Here is a 22,797-nt window from a genome sequence, read left to right on the forward strand (position 1 = left end):
TTTCACATCCCCTCCGGCTTGTTCTCGAACACGCTCTGCCGTCGCCCGCGCAGCACGATGTCAAAGCGGTAAGCAAGGTAATCCATGCCGCGTGATTGCTGCATCTCAAGCGGCGCAACAAGGCGGTCCAACTGGCTGCGGTCCCGCACCGTTGCCGCAATCGGGCAGCGGTCAATCAGCGGGTCGCCCTCGAAATACATCTGGCTGATCAGGCGCTGGCCAAAGGCATGTCCAAAGACGGAAAAATGGATATGCGCGGGCCGCCAGTCATTGGCACGGTTGGGCCACGGATATGCGCCGGGCTTGATCGTCATGAACTCGTAATGGCCCTCACCGTCCGTCAACGTCCGCCCGCAGCCGCCAAAATGCGGGTCAAGCGGGGCGAAATACGTGTCCTTCACGTGCCGGTAACGCCCTCCGGCATTGGCCTGCCAGATCTCGATCAGCGTTTCGGGCACGCCCCGCCCCGTCTCGTCCATCACGCGGCCATGGACGCGAATGCGCTCGCCCACGGCACTTTCGGCCCCTTGGGTGAAATTCACGATTAGGTTGTTGTCGTGCGGTCCAATGAGGCTGTGACCAAAGCGCGGACCAGTCTCTTCGCTGGGCGTACTTTCCATCGACAAGAGCGGCAGCGATGGCGAGCGCGGCACGGAGGTTTTGTAGTCCGGCCACAGCGGCACCGGATGCACCTCGCGGCGGCGCGGCATCAGGGGGTCAGTCATCCTCGGCCTCCATCTCGGCATAGGTCTGCTTGGCCAGCTTGATAGCATGGTTGGCGCGCGGCACACCGGCGTAAATGGCGACGTGCTGGAACGCCTCCATCACGTCCGTTTTGCTGGCGCCCGTGCGTGAACAGGCCCGGATATGCATCGGAATTTCCTCGAAATTCCCCGTCGCAGCGAGCAAGGCCAGTGTCAGCATCGACCGCTCGCGCGGGCTGATCGCGTCCGAGGCCCAGACATTGCCCCACGCCCCTTCGGTGATCAGCGTCTGGAACGGGGTGTCGAGGTCACTGCGTGCCGCCTCGGCCCGGTCCACATGAGCGTCACCCAGCACCGCACGCCGCACGCGCATCCCTTCGTCATATCGGTCTGTCATGGCGTCCTCCGACCCCGACTGTCCCGCGCTGCGCTCAAAACGGCAAGCCGATATAGTTCTCGGCAAGCTCGCGCCGCGCGGTCTCGGACTGTGACAGGTGGCGCAGGGTCGCCTTGCGCATCTGCGCGGCAAAGCTGTCCTCGCCCTCGAACTGGTGCAGCATCGTTGTCATTTGCCAGCTGAACCGCATCGCCTTCCATATCCGCGTCAGCGCGCGTTCGGAATAGGCGTCAATGCCGCTCTCGTCCCCTTTTGTCAGCGCGTCGATCAAGGCCGAATGCAGATAGTAGACGTCCGACACGGCAAGGTTCAGGCCCTTGGCCCCCGTTGGTGGCACGATATGCGTCGCGTCGCCCACCAGAAACAACCGCCCCCAGCGCAAGGGTTCGTTCACAAATGACCGCAAGGGCGCGATGGATTTTTCGATGGATGGTCCCGTCTCCATGTCTGCCGCGATATCGCCCGGCAGGCAGGACCGCAACTTGCCCCAGAACCGCGCATCGCTCCAATCCTGAACGCGGTCGGTGAGCGGGACCTGCACGTAATACCGGCTGAGCGTGTCGCTGCGCATCGACGCCAAGGCAAAGCCGTTGGCGGAATTGGCGTAGATCAGTTCCTCGTGTGCGGGTTTGGTCCGGGACAGGATGCCCAGCCAGCCAAAGGGATATACCCGTTCAAAGGCGCGCCGCTTGGCCGCCGGGATGGTCTGGCGGCTGACCCCATGGAACCCGTCGCACCCCGCCACATAGGCGCAGTCGAGCCGTTTTGCGGTGCCCTTATGCGTAAATGTGACATGCGGTGCGCTGCTGTCAGCGTTATGGATCACAACGTCTGACACCTCGTGCAGGATCGGCGTGCCCATAGCGTCCTGCGCCTCGAAGAGGTCCGCAGTCACCTCCGTCTGGCCATAGACCATCACGGGCTTGCCGGTCAGCTCCTGGAAGTTGATGTGCACCATCAGATCATCATCGGTCAGGTAGCAGCCTGAATGTGGTGTGCCCTCCTGCTCCATCCTGTCCGCGACACCCGCGGCGCGCAGCATCTCGACTGTTCCGGCCTCAAGCACACCCGCGCGAATGCGCGCCAGCACGTGGAACCGGGTCGCCCGCTCCAGAATGACCGTCTCCACACCCGCCTTGTTCAGCATCTGCGACAGCAGCAGGCCCGAAGGGCCGCCGCCGATGATGGCCACTTGCGTCTTCATGCCGTCTCGCCCAGCAGACGCAGCGCGTTTTCCTTGAGGATCAGCGGGCGCACCTCGTCCTTGAACGGTGCATCCTCGAAATCCGCGAGCCAGCGGTCGGGCGTGATCGCAGGCCAGTCCGAGCCGAAGAGCATCTTTTTCTTCAGCAGGGAATTGGCGTAACGCACAAAAATCTCGGGGAAATACTTGGGCGACCAACCAGACATATCATAGTAGACGTTGGGCTTGTGCTGGGCCACGGCCAGCCCTTCTTCGGTCCACGGGAAGCTGGGGTGCGCCATCACGATCCTGAGGTCGGGAAAATCAACGGCGACATCGTCGAGGTGCATCGGGTTCGAGTATTTCAGCCGCATCCCCATGCCGCCCCGCATCCCTGACCCTACGCCGGTCTGCCCGGTGTGAAAAAGCGTGATCACGCCCTCCTCCGCGCAGGCCTCCAGCACGGTGTAGCAGGCCTCCCGGTCGTTGGGGAAAAAGCCCTGCATCGTGGGGTGGAACTTGAACCCGCGCACGCCGAACTCGCGCACCAGCCGACGCACCTCTCGCGCGCCCGCGCGGCCCTTGTGCGGGTCAACGCTGGCAAAGGGGATCAGGATATCGTCATTCTCCGCGCAGAGTTGCGCCACCTCTTCGTTGGAATACCGGCGAAAGCCGGTCTCGCGCTCTGCATCAACGGGAAAGATCACGGCGGCGATGTTGCGTTCGCGGTAATAGGCGGCGGTGTCGGTCACCGTGGGCAACATCCCCTCCGCCCCCGCCGGGTTCTTGAAATAGGCCGCCATGCCAGCCTGAAACGCGTTATAGCCATCGTCGCGGCAGGTGTTACACGGCTCTTCGGCGTGGGTGTGAAAGTCGATCGCCTTCACCTTTGCAAAATCCACCATGCCCGCCCCTCCCGTGGCCCGCCTCCAAAACCCGCTATACTTAAAAACCGATTGTTCTTACAACTTTTCTTCGACGCGCGCGGGGCTCGCAAAAGGGAAAATGCATGACAGACCTGATCCAGATCGACATGGCGGATGACATTGCCACGCTGACCTTCAACCGCCCCGACAAGCGCAACGCAATCAACGACGCGCTGATCGATGCGCTGGATGCGTTCTTTGCCCGCCCGCCCGATGGTGTGAACGCGGTGATCCTGTGCGGCGCGGGGGATCATTTCTGCGCCGGGCTGGATCTGGCGGAACACGAGCACCGCGACCCGATCGACGGTGTGCATCATTCCCGCAACTGGCACCGTGTCACCGAATTGATCGAGTTTGGCGGTCTGCCGGTCGTGTCCGTGCTGCATGGCGCGGTGATTGGCGGCGGCCTCGAGATTGCGACGTCGACCCATGTGCGCATTGCGGAGCCGTCCGTGCGGTTTCAACTGCCCGAAGGGCGGCGCGGCATCTTTGTGGGTGGCGGGGCCACGGTGCGCGTGGGCCGCATCCTCGGCCCCGACCGGATGCGCGAAATGATGCTCACAGGGCGCAGCTATGGCGCGGACGAGGGGTTGGCGCTGGGGCTTGGGCATTACAGCGTGGGCGCGGGCGAGGGTCTTGCGCTCGCGCAGGACATTGCACGCAAGATTGCGGACAACGCACCCTTTTCCAACTACCTGATGATCAACGCCCTGCCCCGCGTGTCGGACATGTCGCGCGGTGACGGGCTGTTCACCGAAAGCCTTGCTGCTGCCATGTCGCAGACCTCGGACGGGGCCAAGGAAGGTATGCGCGCCTTCCTCGAAAAACGCGCCCCCAAATTCCGTTAGCGCGGTGCCATTCGGATTGCACCATCGAGCCGTATAACCTCGCCGTTCAGCATCGGGTTCTGTGTGATGTGCAACGCCATTTCCGCAAACTCAGCCGGATCGCCCAACCGCGACGGGAACGGCACCTGCGCGCCCAGCGATGCCTGCACGTCCTCGGGCAACCCTTCGAGCATGGGCGTCAGGAACAGGCCCGGCGCGATGGCGCAGACGCGCACACCCTTGTCCGCCAGATCGCGCGCCATGGGCAGGGTCATGCCCGCCACGCCCGCCTTGGAGGCGGCATAGGCCAACTGCCCCACCTGCCCGTCAAAGGCCGCAACCGACGCCGTGTTGACGATCACGCCGCGCGCACCGTCGGGGGCGATGGGATCGGCACCGACCATCTGTGCCGCGACCTGTGAGGCCACGTTGAACGTACCAATCAGATTCACGGCAATGGTCTTGTTAAACAGCGCAGGTTCGTGCGGCTCGCCCCGCGACACGGTCTTTGCAGCGCCTGCGATACCCGCGCAATTGACCAGAACGCGCGGCGCGCCATGGGCCGCGACCGCAGCCGCAATTCCGTCCGACACGGAAGCGTCATTGGTCACGTCCACCTGCGCATAGGTCCCGCCGATGGACGCCGCGTGCGCCGCCCCCAGGTCAGCGTTCAGATCAAACAGCGTGACCTTCATGCCCGCGCACGCCAGCCGTGTCGCCGTCGCAGCCCCCAGCCCCGACGCTCCGCCTGTTACAATCGCCCCTTGCCCGGACCAGTCCAGCATATGCCTCTCCTTTTGTGGTTCGGTGTGACTGTGCCGCCTCGTTGCGGCAGGTGCAACGCTCAGGCGCTGCTGCGGACCACCAGTTTGCCCGACAGTTTCGAGAATTGCGCGGTGTTTGCCGCGCCCTTGAGGACTTCGACAACCGCATCGGCCAGAACCGCGTTGGGCTGCTGATAGGTCGTCAGATCGTAATTCCGGTTGCCCGCGTAAGGCACGTCGTCAAAGCCGGTGACAGCGATATCGTCCGGCACACGCAGGCCAAACCCGTACCGCAGCGCATCCATCGCCCCCATGGCAATCGCATCGGTCTCGCAGACCACAACATCCGGATAGGCGGCCCGCTCCAGCGCATCGAAATGCGCGGTCACGACACCATTGGCGTGATCGGGATCGTAAGATCCCGCCACGATCACCTCCGGCGTGGTTCCCGTCGCCTCGGCCCATCGTTGCAGAAAGACGTCCTTGCGCAGGATATGGGCCGACTTGGTCGGCGGACCGGCCACGAACAGCGGTTTGCGGTAGCCGCGCGACAGAACGTATTCGGCCACTTCGGTCATGGCGTCCGTGTCATCGCAACAAATTGACACGGTCTTGGGGTTCAGCGACACCCGGCCATAGACGATGAGACGGCGCAGGCGTTGCGCGCCCAAAGCGGCGGCCAGTTCTTCGTCGTTGAACCGTCCCCCGATCAGGATGGCCGCGTCCACACGGTGCTGGCTGGCGTGCAGCAACCCGGCGGACGCATCAACCTCGTCCAGCGTATGAACCAAAAGCGTGTGCCAGCCCGCGCGGCGCAAGGTCTTGGTCAAAAGCGCAATATTGGTCGTCTGTTGCGGGTTGGCAAAGTCATCCACGAGGATCGCCACAAGGCCACTGCGATCCGACGCAAGGCTAACCGCAAGCAAGTCCGGCACATATCCCAGCGTTTCCGCCGCAGCCATAACCTTGCCCCGGCTCTTGGCCGAAATCGACGCGTCTTTCTTGAACGCGCGGTGCACGGTCCAGCGCGACACGCCCGCCAACTGCGCGACATCGTCCGCAGTGATCGTCTCGTAGGCTTTGTCCGATGCCATGCTGTGAACTCCCCCGCAGATGACCATACGCCGCGTCCCGCCCCCCTGCCACTAATTTTGCACGCGGGTGCAAATTTTTCTTGCACGCGGGTGCAAAAGCGCCTCTGTTAGCGGTCACGAGGTGGGGGAGGAATCACTTTGTTGAACGTTGGGTTGCTTGGCGCAGGCCGCATCGGTGCTGTTCATGCCCGCGCGATCACTGCGCATCGGGGCAGCACCTTGGCCGCGATTTCGGACGTCGTCGCAGACAACGCGGCCCGTTTGGCCGAGACATATGGCACCGACGCGCGCACCAGCGATGAAATCATCGCAGACCCTGCCATTGACGCCGTTCTGATCGCAACATCCACCGACACGCATTGCGATTTCATCGAAGCCGCGACAGCCGCTGGCAAGGCGGTGCTGTGTGAAAAGCCCGTTGATCTGAGCCTGTCGCGCGCCCGCGCATGTCAGGACGCGGTCGCGGCAACCGGTCAGCCCGTGATGATCGGGTTCAATCGCCGGTTCGACCCCAGTTTCGGTGCGTTCAAATCGGCGCTGAAGGCGGGCGAGATCGGCAAGCCCGAGCTTTTGTCGATCACGTCCTTTGACCCTGCCCCGCCGCCGGTCAGCTATGTCAAAGTGTCCGGCGGGTTGTTTCGCGACATGATGATCCACGATTTTGACATGGCCAATTTCATCATGAGCGACGCTCCTGAAACGGTCATGGCCGTGGGCAGCGCCATCGTCGATCCCGAGATCGGCGCCGCAGGCGATGTCGACACCGCCGCCGTCACGCTGACGTATGCGGATGGCCGGATTGCGGTCATCAAAAACTCGCGCCGGGCGGCCTATGGCTATGATCAGCGCATTGAACTTCTGGGCTCTGACGGAATGCTTCAGGCCCAGAACATGTTGGAAAATCTGGTGGTCAAATCCACGGCACAGGGCGTGACCGGGGCCAAACCCACCTACTTTTTCCTTGAACGCTACATGCCCGCATACGAAGCCGAATGGTCGGCCTTTGTCGAGGCCGTCGAAACCGGGACGCCGATGCCCGTCTCTCTCCATGACGGCGTGCAAGCGCTTGTCATGGCCGAGGCCGCGACACGGTCCGTCAAGGATAAAAAGCCCGTAAAACTTGTTGATGTTGCGTGAAAATGGCTGTGAGATGCGCGCAACCAAAGAACATGTCCGGAGGCAAATCCGGAACATAAGGAATTCGGCAAAAGCCGGATAAAGGGGGCCAACCCGGCCCCGTAACAAAATTGAATGTTCATAGGGAGGAACATCGATGAAAAAGACGGTTTTCGCAGCGCTTGCAGCTGCAACCGCACTGGCCGCACCCGCTTATGCCGACGGTCATGGTGAACGCTATGTCATGATCACGCACACACAAGGCACAGACCCGTTCTGGCCCGTCGTGGAAAAAGGTGGCCGTGACGCCGCAGCCGCCGTTGGCGCGACACTCGAATACAACTTCGACGTCTCCGGTGACATGGCCGCGATGGCCGCACTGATCGAAGCTGCCGCAGCCTCCGACCCCGATGGGATCATCGTGTCGCTGCCCGACGCCGACGCGCTTGGCCCGGCCATCAAATCCGCCGTGGCGGATGGCATCCCGGTTGTGACCATGAACTCCGGTCTGGAATCCTCCGCTGAACTGGGCGCGCTGATGCACGTCGGTCAGCCCGAGCGTGACGCGGGCTTTGCCGCTGGCACACGCGCGATGGCCGAAGGCGTGACCAAAGGTCTCTGCCTGAACCAAGAGGCGTTCAACACAGCCCTCGTGGACCGCTGCACCGGTTACTTTGACGCCATGGGCGCCGATCTGAACCAGATCGACGTGTCGAATGACCCCGCACAGATCGAAACACGGACAGCCGCCGCTCTGGAAGCTGACGAATCGATCGACGGTGTTTTGGCGGTTGGCCCGCACGTCTGCGAAGCCGCAACCAAGGCGATCGAAGCCGTCGGTGCCGATGTGCACCTGGCCTGTTTTGACCTGTCGCCCGGTGTGATGGACATGATCGAAGACGGTCGCGCCTCCTTCACCATCGACCAGCAACAGCGTCTGCAGGGCTACATGCCCGTGATCGTGCTGCACCTGTACAACAACCACGCAGGTCTGCTGCCCGGCAACAACATCGCATCCGGCCCCGGTTTCGTCGACAAGTCGAACGCCGCAGCCGTCAAGGAACTGGCAGGCATCGACCGGTAATCGGTCTGATCTGACACTTTCATTCACAGGCGGGCCCCGCGCCCGCCTGTGAGCTTAGCCAGCACATTCAAGACATCTATTGGGGGGGAATTATGGCCGATCTCAGCGAAGCTGACAGACTGGCGCAGGAAACGTGGCTGCAACGGACGATCCGCCGTCCCGAGATCGGATCGTTCATCGTGATGATCGTGATCGTTGTGGTGCTCACGTGGGCGTCGAACGGCAAGGCGTTCAACGCGCTCGGTCTCAAGAACAACATTCAGATTATCGCGCAATATGGCATCATCGCCATTGGCGCTGCCCTGCTGATGATCGCGGGCGAATTTGACCTGTCTATCGGGTCCATGATCGGTTTTGCGGGCATGTCCATGGCGATCATGCTGAAATGGGGCCTGCCCTTTGGTCTGGGTGCGGCGACGCCGCTCACCGCTCTGCTGATCACGCTGGCCATGACGCTGACGCTCGGCTGGATCATCGGCACCATTGTGGTGCGATCCGGTCTGTCATCCTTTATCGTGACGCTCGCCTTTCTCTTCTTCATGCGTGGCGTGACCGAAGTGTCCTTCCGCCTGATCAACCAGTCCACGCAGGTGTCCGGCCTGCCCGATTTCAAGGAAGAAAGCTGGGTCGCTTGGGTCTTTGGCGGTGAAGTGTTCGGTTGGTTCTACGACGCGTGGTACTGGATCGGCGTGCAGTTCGTGAACATGGGCGTCGAGCGCGGCGACCAGTGGTTCACGCTGGGCGGCAACCTCAACCGCCGCGGCACGCAATGGGTCGAAGGGTTTGACGCACGGTTCCTGTGGTTCATCCTGATCGCATTGGTCGCATATTACATCCTCAGCCGCACGCAGCTGGGCAACTGGATTTACGCCACCGGCGACAACAAGGATGCGGCCCGCGCCAACGGTGTGCCCACAAACAAGGTCAAGATCGGCCTGTTCATGTTCACCGCTTTCTGCGCCACCATCTTTGCCGCCTGTCAGGTGTTCGAGAACAACACATCGGACGCGGCCAAGGGCAACCTGATGGAGCTTTTTGCCATCGCCATCGCTGTTGTCGGCGGCACGTTGATGACCGGCGGGTTCGGCACCGTGCTGGGCGTGGTGTTCGGAGCGATCACCGTGGGTCTTGTGGCCAACGCGGTGTTCTTCATCCCTGCCATCGACGGCGCGTGGTTCCGGGTGTTCCTCGGTGCAATCCTGCTCGCTGCCGTGTTCGCCAACGAACGCATCCGCAAACGCATCACAGGGGGAATATGATGATCTCCTTTGACATAATGCGTTCTTCGACAGGTTTCGCGTTGGAGGCAACGCCGACAGGCCGCAAAAACCGATTCCTTATGAAAAGGAGCACATGACATGGCCGAGCCATATCTCCGCGTTGAAAAGCTGGTCAAACGCTTTGGGCCCTTCACCGCTCTGGGTGGTGTCGATCTCGAAGTGTACCCGGGCGAAGTGCACGCCCTTCTGGGCGACAACGGTGCGGGCAAATCAACCCTCATCAAGACGCTTGCAGGCGTGCACCAACCGACCGAGGGGCAGATCTATATCGAGGGCAAGCCGGTGCAATTCCGCTCGCCCCGCGATGCCTCTGCCGCCGGGATCGGGACGGTCTATCAGGACCTCGCCCTGAACCAGTTGATGAGCGTCACCCGCAACTTTTTCATGGGCCGCGAGTTGAAAAAGAGCTTTGGGATGCTGGATCTCGACAAGATGAACCAGATCGCACATGACGAAATGCTCAAGATCGGGATCGACTTTTCCGATCCGACGCAGGCCGTGGGCACCATGTCGGGCGGTCAGCGCCAGACACTGGCCATCGCGCGCGCCATCCACTTTGGTGCCAAGGTTCTGATCCTCGACGAACCCACCTCGGCCTTGGGTCAGAAACAGCAGATGGGTGTCCTGAAGACGATCAAACGGGTGCGCAAGCGGGGCGACATCGCCATCATCTTCATCACCCACAACGAAATCCATTCGCGCCTTGTGGGCGACCGGTTCAGCTTCCTTGCGCTTGGCAAGGTGATCGGTGCCGGCACGTCCGAAGAGATTACAGACAAGGAAATGCGCCGCCTGATGTCAGGGGGTGCCGAAATGGGCGATCTCGAACAGGAACTGGCCGAGATCGGTTAGAACACCGAAGAGCGCCCCGACGGGGCGCTCGTCACCTGCCGCGGCAACCGGGTCCGACCACGTCAGGTCATCCGCACCGCACCCTGAACACACTCCGGAGGCGCGCCATGCAGACCCCTCCACTCCCCCAGCTGTCAGACCGTGCAGGACGCACGGTTGTCCCTGCTTGTCCTATGGAAAGGAAGCACGCATGAGCACCATCCGACTGACCGCGGCTCAGGCCCTTGTGCGGTATCTTGAGGCACAGATGAACGAAGACGGGGCGCGTTTCCTGGCGGGCATCTGGGCGATTTTTGGTCATGGCAACGTGGCCGGGCTGGGCGAGGCGCTGCACGGCGCAAAGGACCGGTTTCCCACGTGGCGTGGTCACAACGAACAGACTATGGCCCATGCCGCGATTGCCTATGCCAAGCAGTCGGGTCGTCGGCGGGCGATGGCCGTGACATCGTCCATCGGTCCGGGGGCCACCAACATGGTGACGGCGGCCGCCTTGGCCCATGCCAACCGGCTGCCTGTGCTGATCATTCCCGGCGACGTCTTCGCTACCCGCGGCCCCGACCCCGTGCTGCAACAGATCGAGGATTTTTCCGACGGCACGGTCAGCGCCAATGACTGTTTCCGCCCCGTATCGCGCTATTTCGACCGGATTTCCCGGCCCGAACACCTGCTGACCGCCCTGCCCCGTGCCCTGCGCACCATGACCGATCCGGCCATGTGCGGCCCCGTCACGCTGGCCTTCTGTCAGGACACGCAGGCGATGGCGTATGACTATCCGGAAAGCTTCTTTGAACCCACCGTCTGGTACCAGCGCCGCGTGCGCCCCGATGCAGGCGAGATGGACCGCGCGATGAAGGCACTGAAGAGCGCCCGCCAGCCGGTCATCATCGCCGGCGGTGGGGTGCATTATTCGGATGCCACGGATGCGCTCGCACGTTTCGCCGAAGCGCATGGTATCCCCGTCGCCGAAACCCAAGCGGGCAAATCCGCACTGCCCTGGGACCACTCGCTGAACCTCGGCCCCATTGGTGTCACGGGTGGCGCGCCCGCCAATGACCGCTGCGCCGCCGCCGACGTGATCTTGGCTGTGGGCACGCGGCTACAGGATTTCACCACCGGCTCATGGGGCCTCTTCGCCAACCCGGAGGGTCAGCTCATCGGCCTGAACGTGCAGGCCTATGACACCAACAAGCACGGAGCTATGCCGCTTATGGCCGACGCACGTGTGGGCCTTGAGGAACTGACCGCCGCCCTTGGCGACTACACCGCGCCAGCGTTTGCGCCGTCGGTGAAATCCGACTGGTTCGACAAGGTCGACACGCTCACCAATGCCCCTGACGGCAACGAACTCCCCACCGACATGCAGGTTGTAGGTGCCGTCCAGCGCAGCGCAAAGGACAACACCGTCGCCATGTGCGCCGCAGGCACCATGCCGGGCGAACTGCACAAGCTGTGGAAGGCCGGGCGTCCCATGTCTTACCACATGGAATACGGCTTCTCCTGCATGGGCTACGAGATCGCCGGAGCCATCGGGATCAAGATGGCCGACCCGGACCGTGACGTGATCTGCTTTACCGGCGACGGCACCTATATGATGGCGAACTCGGAAATGGCGACCGCCGCCATGATGGGCATCGATTTCACGGTCGTGATCACAGACAACCGCGGCTTTGGCTGCATCAACCGGCTGCAAATGGGCACCGGCGGTGAGCAGTTCAACAACCTGCTGGACCACGCCGTGCACGAGAACCCAAGCCATATCGACTTTGCCAAGCACGCAGAGGCCATGGGGGCCACGTCGCTCAAGGTCTCCAGCATCGCGGAACTGGAAGACGCGCTGACCAAGCGTCACGCGGTCAAAGGCCCCTATGTCGTTGTCATCGACACCGACCCCTACCCTTCTACAGAACATGGTGGCACATGGTGGGAGGTCGCCGTGCCCGAAGTCAGCGTGCGGCCACAAGTTCAGGAAAAACGCGCCGCCTACGAGGCCGCGATCAAGGAAAGAAACAGCCAATGAGCGTCCGCATCGGGATTTCTCCCATCGCATGGCAGAACGACGACCTGCCCGACCTGACCAAGGCCTATACCATGGAACAGGCGCTGCGTGAAAGCCGCGAGATCGGCTATACCGGCGTCGAACGCGGCCAGCGGATGCCCAAGGACACCAAAGGCCTGCGCGCCTATCTGGACGATGCCGGCCTTGCGCTCTGTGGCGGCTGGTGTTCGGGCAATCTGCTGAACAACTCGGTCGCGCAGGAGTGCAAGGCCATCGCCGCACAGGTCAAACAATTTGTCGATCTGGGCGCGCCCTGCATCGTCTACGCCGAATGCTCCAACACCATCCAAGGGGACATCGGCACACCCGTGAACAAACGCCCCACGCTGAGCCGCGACGACATGAAGGCTTACGGTGCCAAACTCACCGAGGTCGCCAAATGGTCCGCCGATCAGGGGATGCCCATGGCCTACCACCACCACATGGGCTCCATCGTGGAGGCCGAGGCGGATGTGGACGCACTGATGGACGGCTCCGGCGATGCGTTGCATCTGTGCTTTGACACTGGCCACCTGCTCTTTGGCGGCGGCGACGTCATGGCGACGATGAACCGCTGGGGCCACCGCATCCACCATGTCCACTACAAGGACATCCGCCCCGAAGTGGTCAAGGATGTGCGCAAGAATGACCGGTCCTTCCTCGACGCGGTGATCGCGGGTGCGTTCACTGTCCCCGGCGACGGCTGCATCGACTTTGGCGCAGTCAGCAAAGTTCTGAAATCGCTCAACTATAACGGCTGGATCGTGGTCGAAGCAGAACAGGACCCGGCCAAGGCACCACCATATGAATACTCTAAACTGGGGTTCGAGACGATCATCGGCCACTGTCAGGAAGTCGGCCTGACCGTCTCCTAAACCCTGCGAAAAGATCAGATGTTCAAAAAACTCGGCCTCCAGCACCCGTTCTTCCTGCCGCCCTGGCGGCGGGTGGCAACAGTGCTGGCTATCACCCTTTGGGGCGGGTTCGAGCTGTGGCTGGGCAATACCGGCTGGGCCAGTTTCTTTGCCATCCTCGCCGCAATATGCATTCTGGAATTCTTCATCCTGTTTGATCCCGACAATTACGGAGGCGACGATGCCTGACCTTCTGCGCAAACCCTTTGGCACCCGTGGCAAGGTCCACAACATCACGCCGCAAAGTGCGGGCTGGCGCTATGTCGGCTTTGACCTCTGGCACCTCAAGTCGGGTGATACCGCCGCCGAGGCGACAGGCGACCGCGAGGTCATCCTTGTGATGGTCGAGGGCAAGGCACAAATCACCGGCGCGGATCAGGACTGGGGCGTGCTGGGCGAGCGTCGTTCCGTGTTCGAACGCACCCCGCCCCACTGCCTCTACCTGCCCAACGGCTCCGACTGGAAAGCGACGGCAGAAACCGATTGCGTGATCGCAGTCTGCTCCGCCCCCGGCCACGGCGGCCACGCACCGCGCCGGATCGGCCCCGACGGAATCACGCTCACCCCACGCGGCACCGGCACCAACACGCGCTACATCAACAACATCGCAATGGAGGGCGAGGACTATGCCGACAGCCTGCTGGTCACGGAGGTCTTCACCCCCGCAGGCAACTGGTCATCCTTCCCCAGCCACCGCCATGACGAGGATGACTTTCCCCGCATCACCTACCTCGAAGAGACCTATTACCACCGCATCGACCCCGCCAACGGGTTCTCCATCCAGCGGGTCTATACCGACGACCGGCAGCTCGATGAAACCATGGCCGTGTCGGATGGCGAGGTGGTCTGCGTCCCCCGTGGCCACCATCCCTGCGGCGCGCCCTATGGGTTCGACCTCTACTACCTCAACGTCATGGCAGGCCCCCGGCGGAACTGGCGCTTTGTGCCCGCCCCCGAGGTGGAATGGATCATGGAACGCGACGGGTGAGCAGCCCCTTCCAACTTGCCGCCTGCGCCGAGATGCTGTGGCCGGAAAAGCCGCTGGCATGGCGTGCCGCGCGCCTCACCGAACTGGGGTTTGGTGTGGGCCTGTGGAACTGGCCGGACTGGGATTTCGACGCGCTCGAAGCAACAGGCGCGCATTTTACCATTATGAACGGCTACCTGCGCGGACGGCTTGCGGATGACGAAGGTGCGGACATGCTGCTCGGCTCTGTCCGCGAGACGATCGAGGTTGGCAAACGGCTGGGTGTGGACCGCCTGAACCTGCATGGCACCGGCCTTGGCGAGCGTGGCGTGCCGCTGTGGCAGCACGACACCACAACCGGCCCCATGTGGCTCAAGGCGCGCGACACGTTGCATCGCATCTGCGATCTGGCCCAAGACCACGGTGTTACCTTCACCCTCGAAAACCTGAACCTGCGCGACCACCCCGGTTGCCCGTTCAACACAACCGCTGACGTTCTGGCGCTGGTGTCGGACATCGACCGGCCACAGTTGCGCATCAACCTCGATCTTTATCACACGCAAATCGGCGAAGGAGACCTGATCCGCTGGTGTCAGGCCTGCCTGCCGTGGATCGGAGAAATTCAGGTCGCCGACAATCCCGGACGGCTTGAACCCGGCACCGGGGAGATCAATTACCCGGCCGTCGCCCGCGCCCTTTACGACATGGGCTACGCCGGGCCGATAGCACTCGAGGCGTACGCCTCCGATCATGCGGAGGACGCGCTTCACGCCTTTCGCTCTGCATTCACCGTTCAGCCACAGGAGGCCACGCCATGACCTTTGCCGCCTATCCATCGCTCGCCGGAAAAACCGTCCTTGTGTCCGGAGGCGCGTCCGGGATCGGCGCCGACACCGTCCGCGCCTTTGCCGCCCAAGGGGCCAAGGTCGGGTTTCTGGATTTCAACGCCGACGCCAGCGCCGCCATGAAAGCCGAAACCGACGGCACCGTAGACTACGAGATTTGCGACCTGCGCGACATCGACGCGATGAAAGCCGCAATCCAGCGGCTTGAAGAGCGTCTGGGCAAGGTTCAGGTCCTCGTCAACAACGCCGCCCGCGACGACCGCCACGACTGGCGCGACGTGACGCCGGAATACTGGGATGAACGCATGGCCACGAACCTACGCCATATGTTCTTTGCCATTCAGGCCGTGGCCCCCGGCATGATCGCGGCAGGCGGCGGGTCCATCATCAATGTGGGTTCCAATTCGTGGTGGGAGGCCGGTGGCGGCTTTCCGGCCTACGCCACCGCCAAATCCGCCGTACACGGCCTCACCCGTACCATGGCCCGCGATCTGGGCGATCACCGCATCCGCGTGAACACCGTTGTGCCCGGCTGGATCATGACCGAGCGGCAGAAAGAGCTGTGGGCGACGCCCGCAGCGCTGGACAAGCACCGCGACCGGCAATGCCTGCCCGACCTGATTGACCCCATCTACGTGGTGCGCATGGTGGTGTTCCTCGCCTCCGATGATGCCGCAATGTGCACGGCCTCGAACTTCATGGTCGACGCAGGGTCCATCTGATGGAGCGGCGCGCGGTTGGTGATACCGGCCTGTCCCTGACCCCGCTCAGCTTTGGCAGTTCGGGTCTGGGCGATATGCCGGATACCTATGGCTATAAAGTGGACGCCGACCGCGCCCATGCCACCGTTTCCGCGATACTGGACGGACCGTGCAACATGCTGGACACGTCCAACAATTACGGCATGGGCCGGTCCGAGGCGCGCATCGGCGACGTGCTGCGCGACCGTTCGTTGCCCAATGGCTTTGTCCTCGCCACCAAACTTGACCGCGACATGGGCACCGGCCGGTTCGACGCGGCCCGCGTGCGCCAGTCGCTTGAGGAGAGCCTTGGGCGGTTGGGCCTCGACCGTGTGCCGCTCCTGCATCTGCACGATCCGGAACATGCGCGCGACCTGAATGAAATCACCTGTAAAAACGGGGCCATAGACGAACTCTTTAAACTCAAGGACGACGGCTTGTGCGACGCTGTGGGCCTCGCCATGGGGCGGCTCGACATCATGGAGCCCATTCTGGCCGCCCACCCGTTCGACGCGTTGATCAGCCATAACCGCTTCACGCTGCTGAACCGCTCGGCGGACCGGATGTTCTCGGACGCCCACGCCCGCGGCATCGCCATCATCAACGCAGCCCCCTATGCGGGCGGTGTGCTGGCCAAGGGCAGCGCGGACATGCCGCGTATCACCTACCAGCCCGCCACGGACGAAGCCCTCGCTCCCGTCCGCACGATCGAGGCGATCTGTGCCAAACACGACGTGGCGCCCGGCGCCGTGGCGCTCCAGTTCTCCATGCGCGACCCGCGCATCACCTCGACCCTTGTGGGCGTGAGCAAACCCGAACGCGTGGCGCAGACGCTGGCGTGGGCACAGGCAGACATTCCGCAAGCGGTGTGGGACGCGCTGGCCGACCTGCCGTTCGAGTCGACCGACCCGGAGGCGAACCGGGTCTACAAACCGGGCTAAAGCGTATCGAGGCTGACCGCCCGCGACGGCCCCACATCCAACCGCCAGGCAAAGGGCACCGTCTCGTGCACGGGAAACAGGGACGTGACCAGCGGGTCATGTCCGGGGATCACGCGGGACGCCCCGCCCCCAAGCTGCTGGATCGTGTCGAACCCGTCCAGCATCGGCTGCATGTCCACCACAATCGGGAACGGCTTGGCCGCAAGAAAATTCTCGTAGTAATGCGAGGCGTCCGAGGCGAGGCACAAGGGCCCGTGGCCGGTGTCGACCTCAACCACTTGCAGCCCGCGAGAATGCCCGCCCACGCAATGCACACGCACCCCCGGCGCCACCTCGGCGCTGCCGTCGTGAAACACCACGCGGCCCGCATAGACGTGCCGCACCATCTCGCAGACATGGTCGGCGGTGAACGGCATCTGAAGCACATCATGGCACATGCACGGGCCCGTGGCATAGGCCATCTCGGCAGCCTGCAAATGAAAGGTCGCCGCCGGATAACGGTCGAGCCCGCCCGCATGGTCGTAATGCAAATGGGTGATGATCACCGTATCGACCGTCTCTGCCGAAACGCCCAGCGCGCCCAAAGCCTCGACCGGATCACGCAGGATGGGCCGGTCGCGCCGCGCCGCTTCGGCCATGTCATAGCCCGTATCCACAACGATCCGCCGTCCATCGCATTCCAGCAGCCAGACAAAATAATCCATCCCATGCGCCGCCGCAGCGTGATCATCAAAAACAAAGCTGTCGCCACGGGTGCGCGCATTGCGCTCGGCATATTTTATGGCATGAACGGTCCACTGCATGTGCGATCCTCCTGTTCCGATCATTGCTTACGCAAAAAATTGATACTTTGCAAAAAATCGTGCATCCATCGAAGTATCGAAGTTTTGACGGAGGGGTCATGGGCAGGAACGCTGAGGTTGCGCTGATCAAAGGCGACGGGATTGGCGTGGACGTGGCCGAGGCCGCAATGGCCGTGGCAGAGGCCGCCTGTGCCGCCGAAGGCATCAGCCTTGCCGTGACCGAGATTGCCGCCGGGGCAGAATATTTTGCCGAGACCGGTGCGGATATCGAACCGGGCGGCGAAGAACGTGCAGGCGCGGCCGACGCGATTTTTCTGGGGGCCATAGGCCTGCCATCGGTTCGGCACGCGGACGGAACCGAAATCAGCCCGCATTTGCGCCTGCGCGACCGCTACGGTCTTTATGCCGGGGTGCGCCCGGTCAAGGCCTATCCAAACGCGCCCCAACGCCTCGCCGATCCGCGCGCGGCGGCCATCGACATGGTGATCCTGCGCGAGTCGACCGAAGGGCTGTTTTATTCCGCCGCCGTGCATGGCCGCGCGCGGATCGAGGATGACACAGCCGTCGAAGACACAATGCGCATCACCCGCAGCACGACCGAAAAACTGCACCGCTTTGCCTTTCGTCTGGCTGAACGGCGCCGCGCGCGGGGGCACACAGGGCGCGTGACGTGCGTGGACAAGGCCAATGTCTTTGCCTCCATGGCGTTTTTCCGCAAAATCTTTGACGAGGTGGCGGTGGCGTTTCCCGACGCCCCGCACGACTATGCCTATGTGGACGCACAGGCGCTGAACCTGATCCGCGCGCCGTGGGATTATGATGTGATGGTGATGGAGAACATGTTTGGCGACATCCTGAGCGATCTGGCCGGTGGGCTTGTGGGCGGCATGGGCATGGCGGCCTGCGCCGAGATCGGGGACGGGATTGGCCTGTTTCAGCCTGCCCACGGCTCTGCCCCGGACATCATGGGACAGGACAAGGCCAACCCGCTGGCGGCGATCCTGTCGGGCGCTCTGATGCTGGATTATCTGGCGGACAAGGCCGACGATGCGCGGTTCGAGGCGGCAGGTCTTGCGATTGAGGCCGCCGTGCAGCGCGGGTTCGAGGCGAATGATTTGCGCCCGATGGAGTTTGGCGGCGACATGGGGACACATGCCATGACACATGCGGTGCTGCGCCACATGGGCGTGGCGTGACCTGCTGCCCCTCGCGTGATGCCGAAGGCGCGGCCCCCGCCGCACCCATGCCGGACGGGACCGTCCGGGTCGAAGGATTGGTCCCCTTGCGCGGCGGACGGTTCGAGATGGGCACACACGACAAGTTCTTTCCCGAAGATGGCGAAGGCCCGCCGCGACGGGTGCGGGTCAAACCCTTTGCCATTTCCGACACGGCGGTTTGCAACGCGGATTTTGCGCGCTTCGTGGATGAGACCGGATATGTGACCGACGCAGAACAGTTTGGCTGGACCTATGTGTTCATGGGGCTTTTGCAGACCCCGGAGGCGCATGAGCCCCTGCCGGGGCTGGAATGGTGGCGCAAGGTCGATGGCGCGGCCTGGCACGCGCCGCAAGGACCAGGCACGACCTGGAGGAACGCGGCGGACCACCCGGTGGTGCATGTGTCGCACCGGGACGCCAGCGCCTATGCGGCGTGGGTCGGGGGACGCTTGCCGACCGAGGCCGAGTGGGAATTTGCCGCGCTGGGAGGGCTGGAACAGGCGCGCTTTCCCTGGGGGGATGCAGAGCCGGATGATGCGGGCTTTCAGCCCTGCAACATCTGGCAGGGACGGTTCCCGCATCATGACACGGGGGCTGACGGCTATGCCGGTACGGCCCCGGTCCGCAGTTTCGACCCTAATGGCTATGGCCTGTTCAACATGTGCGGCAACACATGGGAATGGACGGCGGACCGGCACCGGGTGCGGTCCTTGAAAAAGGCAGCGCGTGCCGCGCAGGCCGAGGCGCAGGCGACACCGTCCTACACCGTCAAGGGCGGGTCGTTCCTGTGCCACAAATCCTATTGCTACCGCTACAGGATTGCGGCGCGCAGTTTTAACACGCCGGACAGCACCACCTCGCATACCGGATTTCGCGTAGTTGTGGATACAGGCACCTTGGGCTGAGCGCGGAGGGGGCGCTGCCCCCGCCCGTACCGGGCCCCCCGGAGTATTTTCCAAAGAGAAGAAGGGCTAAGCGAGGCTGGGAAGCCAGAGCACGATGGCCGGAAAGGCGACCAGCAGCGCGATGGTGATGCCATCGGCGATGAAGAAGGGGGTGACGCCCTTGAATACGTCCTGCACGCTGAGATCATCCCGCACGCCCGCCACGACAAAGCAGTTGAGGCCAATGGGGGGGGTGATCAGACAAAACTCGGCCATTTTGACCACGAGGATGCCAAACCAGATGGCGCACATCGGACCCGACATGCCAAAGGTGCTGTCTTCGGCGGAGACGAATTCGCCCCCGTTCAGCGCCATAACGGCGGGGTAGACGACCGGCAGGGTCAAAAGCAGCATTCCAATCGCGTCCATGAACATGCCAAGCACCGCGTAGGCCAGCAGGATGCAGACTAGGATCAGCATGGGCGACACGGTGAGAGACGTGATCCAGTCGGAAAATGCGCCCGGAAGATCGGCAAAGCCGAGGAAGCGCACATAGATCAGCACGCCCCAGATGATGGTGAAGATCATCACTGTGAGCTTGGCCGTCTCGATCAATGCGTCCTTGAGCGCGGGCCAGCGCATCCCCCGGTAGAGCGCCATGCAGAAGACGATGAACGCGCCGACGGCGCCGCCTTCGGTTGGGGTGCCCCAGGCGTCACCAAAGGGGTTGTAGACAAAGAAGATGATGATCACGACAACCGCAACGATGGGCAGCGCCGGCAGCAGCGCTACGAAACGCTCGCCCCAGGAAAAGCCCCCCACGGGCGGGCCAATATTCTTGAAGGTGAGGGCAAGGCCAATGATCAGTGCGGCGTAGACAAGCGCCGAGAACATGCCGGGGATAAAGCCTGCGAGCAGGAGTTTACCCACATCCTGTTCGACAATGATCGCGTAGATCACGAGGATGGCGGACGGCGGGATCAGGGAGGCAAGCGTGCCGCCCGCGGCCACAACCCCTGCCGCAAATTGCTTGTTATAGCCGATCTTGAGCATTTCGGGGATGGCGATGCGGGCAAAGACGGCCGCAGTCGCAACGGACGCGCCCGATACGGCGGCAAAGCCTGCGGTTGCAAAAACCGTTGATACAGCAAGACCGCCGGGCACCCAGGCGATCCATTTCTTGGCCGCCTCGAAGAGAGCGGTGGTGAGCTTGGCGTAATAGGCCAGATAGCCGATCAGGATGAAGGTGGGGATCAGGCTGAGCGCGTGGGCGGAGACCTTGGAATGGGGCACCTGCCCGGCCACTTTGGCGCTGATCTCGACCGCTTTGCCGAGCCGCGCGGGATCATAGTCAAACCCGTTCCAGCGCAGCCAGACAAGGCCCACAAACCCGGCAAGCCCTGCGGCAAAGGCCACGCGCATCCCCAGAAAAACGAGGACCAGCATACCGCCCGTGGTCCAAAGGCCAATGGTGATCGGATCCATCTATTCTGCTCCGTCCAGCGCTTCGGCCTCGGCGCGGGCCTGTTCGGCCACGCTTTGGATCATGGGCACGGCGACAGGCGCTTCGAGCCCCAGCCAGAAGGCGCGCGCGTAGCCCATGGCCTGAAGGATCAGGCGCGCGGCCAGCACCACGAAAGCGAGGGGCACGATCAGCTTGGACGGCCAGATGGGCAGGGAGATGTCAATGGAGCTGTCCCGCGAACACAGCGGGCGCGCGCAGTCAAAGGACCGGTCAAAATGCGCCCACGCGCCCCAGACCAAAAACGTGATCAGGAACAGGATCAACAGGACCATGATCAGTTCGATCAGCCACAACAGTCGCCCACGCATGGCCCCCACGATGATGTCCATGCGGATATGGCCGCCATTGCGCTGGACAAAGGACACACCCATGATCGCGATCAGGGGCATGAGCATCTCGATCAGGTCGACATACCCCAGCAGCGGGGATTCGAAGAATTCGCGCCCGCCCACCGAATACACGGCGAGGAACATGAGCGAAAAGGCGGCAAATCCGCTGAGCAGCGCCATGATCCGTTCGATGGGCAACAACGCCCGGTCAAGCCGACTGAGGAGGCTCGAATCCTCCAGCACTGTGGCTGTACCTGCCATGATCTGCCCCCTTGTTGCGCCGCGCGGGCGGCGGTGGTGGGCGGGGATGTCCCCGCCCAACCCCTGCTTTAGCTGCCGCCTTTGGCGTCGGCGAGTGTCTTGACCACGAGGTCATACAGCTCTTGGCCCGGCAGGCCCTGTGCTTCCATGTCCGCGATCCACTGGTCACGGATCGGGTCGGCTGCGGCGGCGCGGAATTCAGCGATCACGCTGTCGTCGAGTTCGACCTTTTGCACGCCCTTTTCCTCAAGCACGCTGTCCCACCGCTCGAGCAGTTCACCATAGTTGGCGAGGTAGTGGTCCAATGCTTCGGAGACGGAACTGTCGAGCGCGGCCTTGTGGTCATCCGACAGGCTGTCATAGGCGTCGATGTTCACGACCACGGGGCAGTTCACCGTGCCGGGGTTCAGGTTTGCGGTCCACCATTCGGCCTGATTGATCGTGCCAAAGGACAAGTGCGCGTGCTGGGCAAAGGCCACCGTGTCCACAACGCCCGATTCCATCGCCTGATAGGCTTCGGTCGCGGTCACGGAAGTGGGCACACCACCCACTGCGGCAAAGGCGTTGCCGATGCCGCCTGTGGCGCGCACGCGCATCCCCTCGAAATCGGCCAGCGATGTCTTGGGTTCACCAGTGCCGACGAGGTTGTATTGCGGCATGGGCGAGGTCATCAGCAGGCGCGCGTTCCACTGCGCCATCTCTTCTGCGGCGGCGGGGTGCGCGTAGACAGCGCTCGATACGGCGACTTCCTGTTCGAGGTTTTCGACACCGAGGAAGGGCAGTTCCAGAACGGTGATCACGCGGTTTTTGTCGCGGTGATAGCCAGCGCAGAACTGCGCCATTTCAAAAGCGCCAATGGAGATCCCGTCGAGGTTTTCGCGGTTCTTGGACAGGCCACCATAGCTGATGTTCATGGTGAATTCGCCGTTGGTCTTTTCGCTCACCAGTTCGGCCAGCTTTTCGACATGCTCGGTAAAGGCGCGGCGCTTGCCCCAGACAGACACGTTCCATTCGGTGGCCGCGGCCTCCAGTGCGAAGGTGCACGAAATGGCGCCAACAACGGCGCCGACAGCAATCTTGTTCATTGATGTTTCTCCCTAATTACGGGC

Annotated in this window: 24 protein-coding genes; 14 read left to right on the plus strand and 10 right to left on the minus strand. The window is 62.8% G+C overall.

All coding sequences use genetic code 11. The features are described from left to right. Positions 1-2: 2 nt before the first annotated feature. The 4 genes from pcaH to Q1A85_RS13970 are packed head-to-tail and all read right to left on the minus strand — an operon-like array spanning position 3 to position 3,189. Positions 3-725 carry a protocatechuate 3,4-dioxygenase subunit beta gene (pcaH, locus tag Q1A85_RS13955; protein ID WP_299690357.1) on the minus strand — a complete coding sequence of 241 codons (723 nt, stop codon included), beginning with the start codon at positions 723-725 and terminating at the stop codon, positions 3-5. Beyond that, a complete protein-coding gene (gene pcaC, locus Q1A85_RS13960; protein ID WP_299690366.1) occupies positions 718-1,101 on the minus strand; it encodes a 4-carboxymuconolactone decarboxylase in 384 nt (127 codons plus the stop codon). The genes pcaH and pcaC overlap by 8 nt, the downstream gene beginning before the upstream one ends. Positions 1,102-1,135: 34 nt before the next feature. Continuing rightward, complete coding sequence (pobA, locus tag Q1A85_RS13965) at positions 1,136-2,305, minus strand: 4-hydroxybenzoate 3-monooxygenase (RefSeq protein WP_299690368.1); 1,170 nt, start codon at positions 2,303-2,305, stop codon at positions 1,136-1,138. Then, on the minus strand, positions 2,302-3,189 hold the full coding sequence (locus tag Q1A85_RS13970; protein ID WP_299690369.1) for an amidohydrolase family protein: 888 nt from the start codon (positions 3,187-3,189) through the stop codon (positions 2,302-2,304). Before Q1A85_RS13970 ends, pobA begins: the two co-directional genes overlap by 4 nt. Positions 3,190-3,293: 104 nt before the next feature. Here Q1A85_RS13970 and Q1A85_RS13975 point away from each other — a divergent pair, with 104 nt between their 5' ends. After that, a complete protein-coding gene (locus Q1A85_RS13975; RefSeq protein ID WP_299690371.1) occupies positions 3,294-4,058 on the plus strand; it encodes a crotonase/enoyl-CoA hydratase family protein in 765 nt (254 codons plus the stop codon). Here the strand turns inward: Q1A85_RS13975 and Q1A85_RS13980 are convergent. Together Q1A85_RS13980 and Q1A85_RS13985 are read right to left on the minus strand one after the other, a co-directional pair. After that, the gene (locus Q1A85_RS13980; protein WP_299690372.1) at positions 4,055-4,822 is read right to left on the minus strand and encodes an SDR family NAD(P)-dependent oxidoreductase; all 768 of its coding nucleotides are present in this window, start codon (positions 4,820-4,822) and stop codon (positions 4,055-4,057) included. The two genes, Q1A85_RS13975 and Q1A85_RS13980, sit on opposite strands and share 4 nt — an antisense overlap. 59 nt (positions 4,823-4,881) lie before the next feature. Further along, positions 4,882-5,895 (minus strand): substrate-binding domain-containing protein, encoded by a 1,014-nt coding sequence (locus Q1A85_RS13985; protein WP_299690373.1) that lies wholly within the window; start codon positions 5,893-5,895, stop codon positions 4,882-4,884. Between the two features lie 138 nt (positions 5,896-6,033). Here Q1A85_RS13985 and iolG point away from each other — a divergent pair, with 138 nt between their 5' ends. The 11 genes from iolG to Q1A85_RS14040 all read left to right on the plus strand — a co-directional run bounded on the left by iolG (position 6,034) and on the right by Q1A85_RS14040 (position 16,669). Beyond that, the gene (iolG, locus tag Q1A85_RS13990) at positions 6,034-7,032 is read left to right on the plus strand and encodes an inositol 2-dehydrogenase (protein ID WP_299690379.1); all 999 of its coding nucleotides are present in this window, start codon (positions 6,034-6,036) and stop codon (positions 7,030-7,032) included. 136 nt (positions 7,033-7,168) lie between these two features. Beyond that, positions 7,169-8,095, plus strand: coding sequence for a substrate-binding domain-containing protein (locus Q1A85_RS13995; protein WP_299690382.1), 927 nt, complete (start codon positions 7,169-7,171; stop codon positions 8,093-8,095). A gap of 92 nt (positions 8,096-8,187) precedes the next feature. After that, positions 8,188-9,354, plus strand: a complete 1,167-nt coding sequence (locus tag Q1A85_RS14000) for an ABC transporter permease (RefSeq protein ID WP_299690385.1) — start codon at positions 8,188-8,190, stop codon at positions 9,352-9,354. Positions 9,355-9,453: 99 nt separating this feature from the next. Continuing rightward, the gene (locus Q1A85_RS14005; RefSeq protein WP_299690395.1) at positions 9,454-10,227 is read left to right on the plus strand and encodes an ATP-binding cassette domain-containing protein; all 774 of its coding nucleotides are present in this window, start codon (positions 9,454-9,456) and stop codon (positions 10,225-10,227) included. Positions 10,228-10,417: 190 nt separating this feature from the next. Beyond that, on the plus strand, positions 10,418-12,244 hold the full coding sequence (gene iolD / locus Q1A85_RS14010; protein WP_299690405.1) for a 3D-(3,5/4)-trihydroxycyclohexane-1,2-dione acylhydrolase (decyclizing): 1,827 nt from the start codon (positions 10,418-10,420) through the stop codon (positions 12,242-12,244). Continuing rightward, complete coding sequence (iolE, locus tag Q1A85_RS14015) at positions 12,241-13,137, plus strand: myo-inosose-2 dehydratase (RefSeq protein ID WP_299690411.1); 897 nt, start codon at positions 12,241-12,243, stop codon at positions 13,135-13,137. The genes iolD and iolE overlap by 4 nt, the downstream gene beginning before the upstream one ends. An 18-nt stretch (positions 13,138-13,155) precedes the next feature. After that, positions 13,156-13,365: a hypothetical protein gene (locus Q1A85_RS14020; protein ID WP_299690421.1), complete on the plus strand. Its 210-nt coding sequence runs from the start codon at positions 13,156-13,158 to the stop codon at positions 13,363-13,365. After that, positions 13,358-14,164 carry a 5-deoxy-glucuronate isomerase gene (gene iolB, locus Q1A85_RS14025; RefSeq protein ID WP_299690425.1) on the plus strand — a complete coding sequence of 269 codons (807 nt, stop codon included), beginning with the start codon at positions 13,358-13,360 and terminating at the stop codon, positions 14,162-14,164. The genes Q1A85_RS14020 and iolB overlap by 8 nt, the downstream gene beginning before the upstream one ends. Continuing rightward, positions 14,161-14,961, plus strand: a complete 801-nt coding sequence (locus tag Q1A85_RS14030) for a TIM barrel protein (protein WP_299690428.1) — start codon at positions 14,161-14,163, stop codon at positions 14,959-14,961. The genes iolB and Q1A85_RS14030 overlap by 4 nt, the downstream gene beginning before the upstream one ends. Then, the gene (locus Q1A85_RS14035; RefSeq protein ID WP_299690434.1) at positions 14,958-15,710 is read left to right on the plus strand and encodes an SDR family oxidoreductase; all 753 of its coding nucleotides are present in this window, start codon (positions 14,958-14,960) and stop codon (positions 15,708-15,710) included. Before Q1A85_RS14030 ends, Q1A85_RS14035 begins: the two co-directional genes overlap by 4 nt. Then, positions 15,710-16,669: an aldo/keto reductase gene (locus Q1A85_RS14040; RefSeq protein ID WP_299690443.1), complete on the plus strand. Its 960-nt coding sequence runs from the start codon at positions 15,710-15,712 to the stop codon at positions 16,667-16,669. Before Q1A85_RS14035 ends, Q1A85_RS14040 begins: the two co-directional genes overlap by 1 nt. Here the strand turns inward: Q1A85_RS14040 and Q1A85_RS14045 are convergent. Next, entirely contained in the window at positions 16,666-17,472 is an 807-nt protein-coding gene (locus Q1A85_RS14045; RefSeq protein ID WP_299690452.1) for an N-acyl homoserine lactonase family protein, read from the minus strand. The genes Q1A85_RS14040 and Q1A85_RS14045 overlap by 4 nt on opposite strands. A gap of 98 nt (positions 17,473-17,570) precedes the next feature. Between Q1A85_RS14045 and Q1A85_RS14050 the strand changes: the two genes are divergently transcribed. Then, positions 17,571-18,668 carry an isocitrate/isopropylmalate family dehydrogenase gene (locus Q1A85_RS14050; RefSeq protein ID WP_299690459.1) on the plus strand — a complete coding sequence of 366 codons (1,098 nt, stop codon included), beginning with the start codon at positions 17,571-17,573 and terminating at the stop codon, positions 18,666-18,668. Then, entirely contained in the window at positions 18,665-19,594 is a 930-nt protein-coding gene (locus Q1A85_RS14055) for a formylglycine-generating enzyme family protein (protein WP_299690464.1), read from the plus strand. Before Q1A85_RS14050 ends, Q1A85_RS14055 begins: the two co-directional genes overlap by 4 nt. A gap of 66 nt (positions 19,595-19,660) precedes the next feature. On the opposite strand, the gene Q1A85_RS14060 is transcribed toward Q1A85_RS14055, so the two are convergent. The 3 genes from Q1A85_RS14060 to Q1A85_RS14070 form a co-directional block, all read right to left on the minus strand. Further along, positions 19,661-21,058, minus strand: a complete 1,398-nt coding sequence (locus Q1A85_RS14060; protein ID WP_299690469.1) for a TRAP transporter large permease — start codon at positions 21,056-21,058, stop codon at positions 19,661-19,663. Then, a complete protein-coding gene (locus Q1A85_RS14065) occupies positions 21,059-21,688 on the minus strand; it encodes a TRAP transporter small permease (protein WP_299690473.1) in 630 nt (209 codons plus the stop codon). Positions 21,689-21,756: 68 nt separating this feature from the next. Next, entirely contained in the window at positions 21,757-22,773 is a 1,017-nt protein-coding gene (locus Q1A85_RS14070) for a C4-dicarboxylate TRAP transporter substrate-binding protein (RefSeq protein ID WP_299690475.1), read from the minus strand. Positions 22,774-22,797: the final 24 nt, after the last annotated feature.

It is taken from the genome of uncultured Tateyamaria sp. (assembly GCF_947503385.1).
Classification (GTDB): Bacteria; Pseudomonadota; Alphaproteobacteria; order Rhodobacterales; family Rhodobacteraceae; genus Tateyamaria.

Excerpts from the sequence above, each read along its gene's own strand:
- pcaH (WP_299690357.1), bottom strand. The coding sequence starts at position 725 with ATGACTGACCCCCTGATGCCGCGCCGCCGCGAGGTGCATCCGGTGCCG.
- pcaC (WP_299690366.1), bottom strand. The coding sequence starts at position 1,101 with ATGACAGACCGATATGACGAAGGGATGCGCGTGCGGCGTGCGGTGCTG.
- pobA (WP_299690368.1), bottom strand. The coding sequence starts at position 2,305 with ATGAAGACGCAAGTGGCCATCATCGGCGGCGGCCCTTCGGGCCTGCTG.
- Q1A85_RS13970 (WP_299690369.1), bottom strand. The coding sequence starts at position 3,189 with ATGGTGGATTTTGCAAAGGTGAAGGCGATCGACTTTCACACCCACGCC.
- Q1A85_RS13975 (WP_299690371.1), top strand. The coding sequence starts at position 3,294 with ATGACAGACCTGATCCAGATCGACATGGCGGATGACATTGCCACGCTG.
- Q1A85_RS13980 (WP_299690372.1), bottom strand. The coding sequence starts at position 4,822 with ATGCTGGACTGGTCCGGGCAAGGGGCGATTGTAACAGGCGGAGCGTCG.
- Q1A85_RS13985 (WP_299690373.1), bottom strand. The coding sequence starts at position 5,895 with ATGGCATCGGACAAAGCCTACGAGACGATCACTGCGGACGATGTCGCG.
- Q1A85_RS13995 (WP_299690382.1), top strand. The coding sequence starts at position 7,169 with ATGAAAAAGACGGTTTTCGCAGCGCTTGCAGCTGCAACCGCACTGGCC.
- Q1A85_RS14000 (WP_299690385.1), top strand. The coding sequence starts at position 8,188 with ATGGCCGATCTCAGCGAAGCTGACAGACTGGCGCAGGAAACGTGGCTG.
- Q1A85_RS14005 (WP_299690395.1), top strand. The coding sequence starts at position 9,454 with ATGGCCGAGCCATATCTCCGCGTTGAAAAGCTGGTCAAACGCTTTGGG.
- iolD (WP_299690405.1), top strand. The coding sequence starts at position 10,418 with ATGAGCACCATCCGACTGACCGCGGCTCAGGCCCTTGTGCGGTATCTT.
- iolE (WP_299690411.1), top strand. The coding sequence starts at position 12,241 with ATGAGCGTCCGCATCGGGATTTCTCCCATCGCATGGCAGAACGACGAC.
- Q1A85_RS14020 (WP_299690421.1), top strand. The coding sequence starts at position 13,156 with ATGTTCAAAAAACTCGGCCTCCAGCACCCGTTCTTCCTGCCGCCCTGG.
- iolB (WP_299690425.1), top strand. The coding sequence starts at position 13,358 with ATGCCTGACCTTCTGCGCAAACCCTTTGGCACCCGTGGCAAGGTCCAC.
- Q1A85_RS14035 (WP_299690434.1), top strand. The coding sequence starts at position 14,958 with ATGACCTTTGCCGCCTATCCATCGCTCGCCGGAAAAACCGTCCTTGTG.
- Q1A85_RS14040 (WP_299690443.1), top strand. The coding sequence starts at position 15,710 with ATGGAGCGGCGCGCGGTTGGTGATACCGGCCTGTCCCTGACCCCGCTC.
- Q1A85_RS14045 (WP_299690452.1), bottom strand. The coding sequence starts at position 17,472 with ATGCAGTGGACCGTTCATGCCATAAAATATGCCGAGCGCAATGCGCGC.
- Q1A85_RS14050 (WP_299690459.1), top strand. The coding sequence starts at position 17,571 with ATGGGCAGGAACGCTGAGGTTGCGCTGATCAAAGGCGACGGGATTGGC.
- Q1A85_RS14060 (WP_299690469.1), bottom strand. The coding sequence starts at position 21,058 with ATGGATCCGATCACCATTGGCCTTTGGACCACGGGCGGTATGCTGGTC.
- Q1A85_RS14065 (WP_299690473.1), bottom strand. The coding sequence starts at position 21,688 with ATGGCAGGTACAGCCACAGTGCTGGAGGATTCGAGCCTCCTCAGTCGG.
- Q1A85_RS14070 (WP_299690475.1), bottom strand. The coding sequence starts at position 22,773 with ATGAACAAGATTGCTGTCGGCGCCGTTGTTGGCGCCATTTCGTGCACC.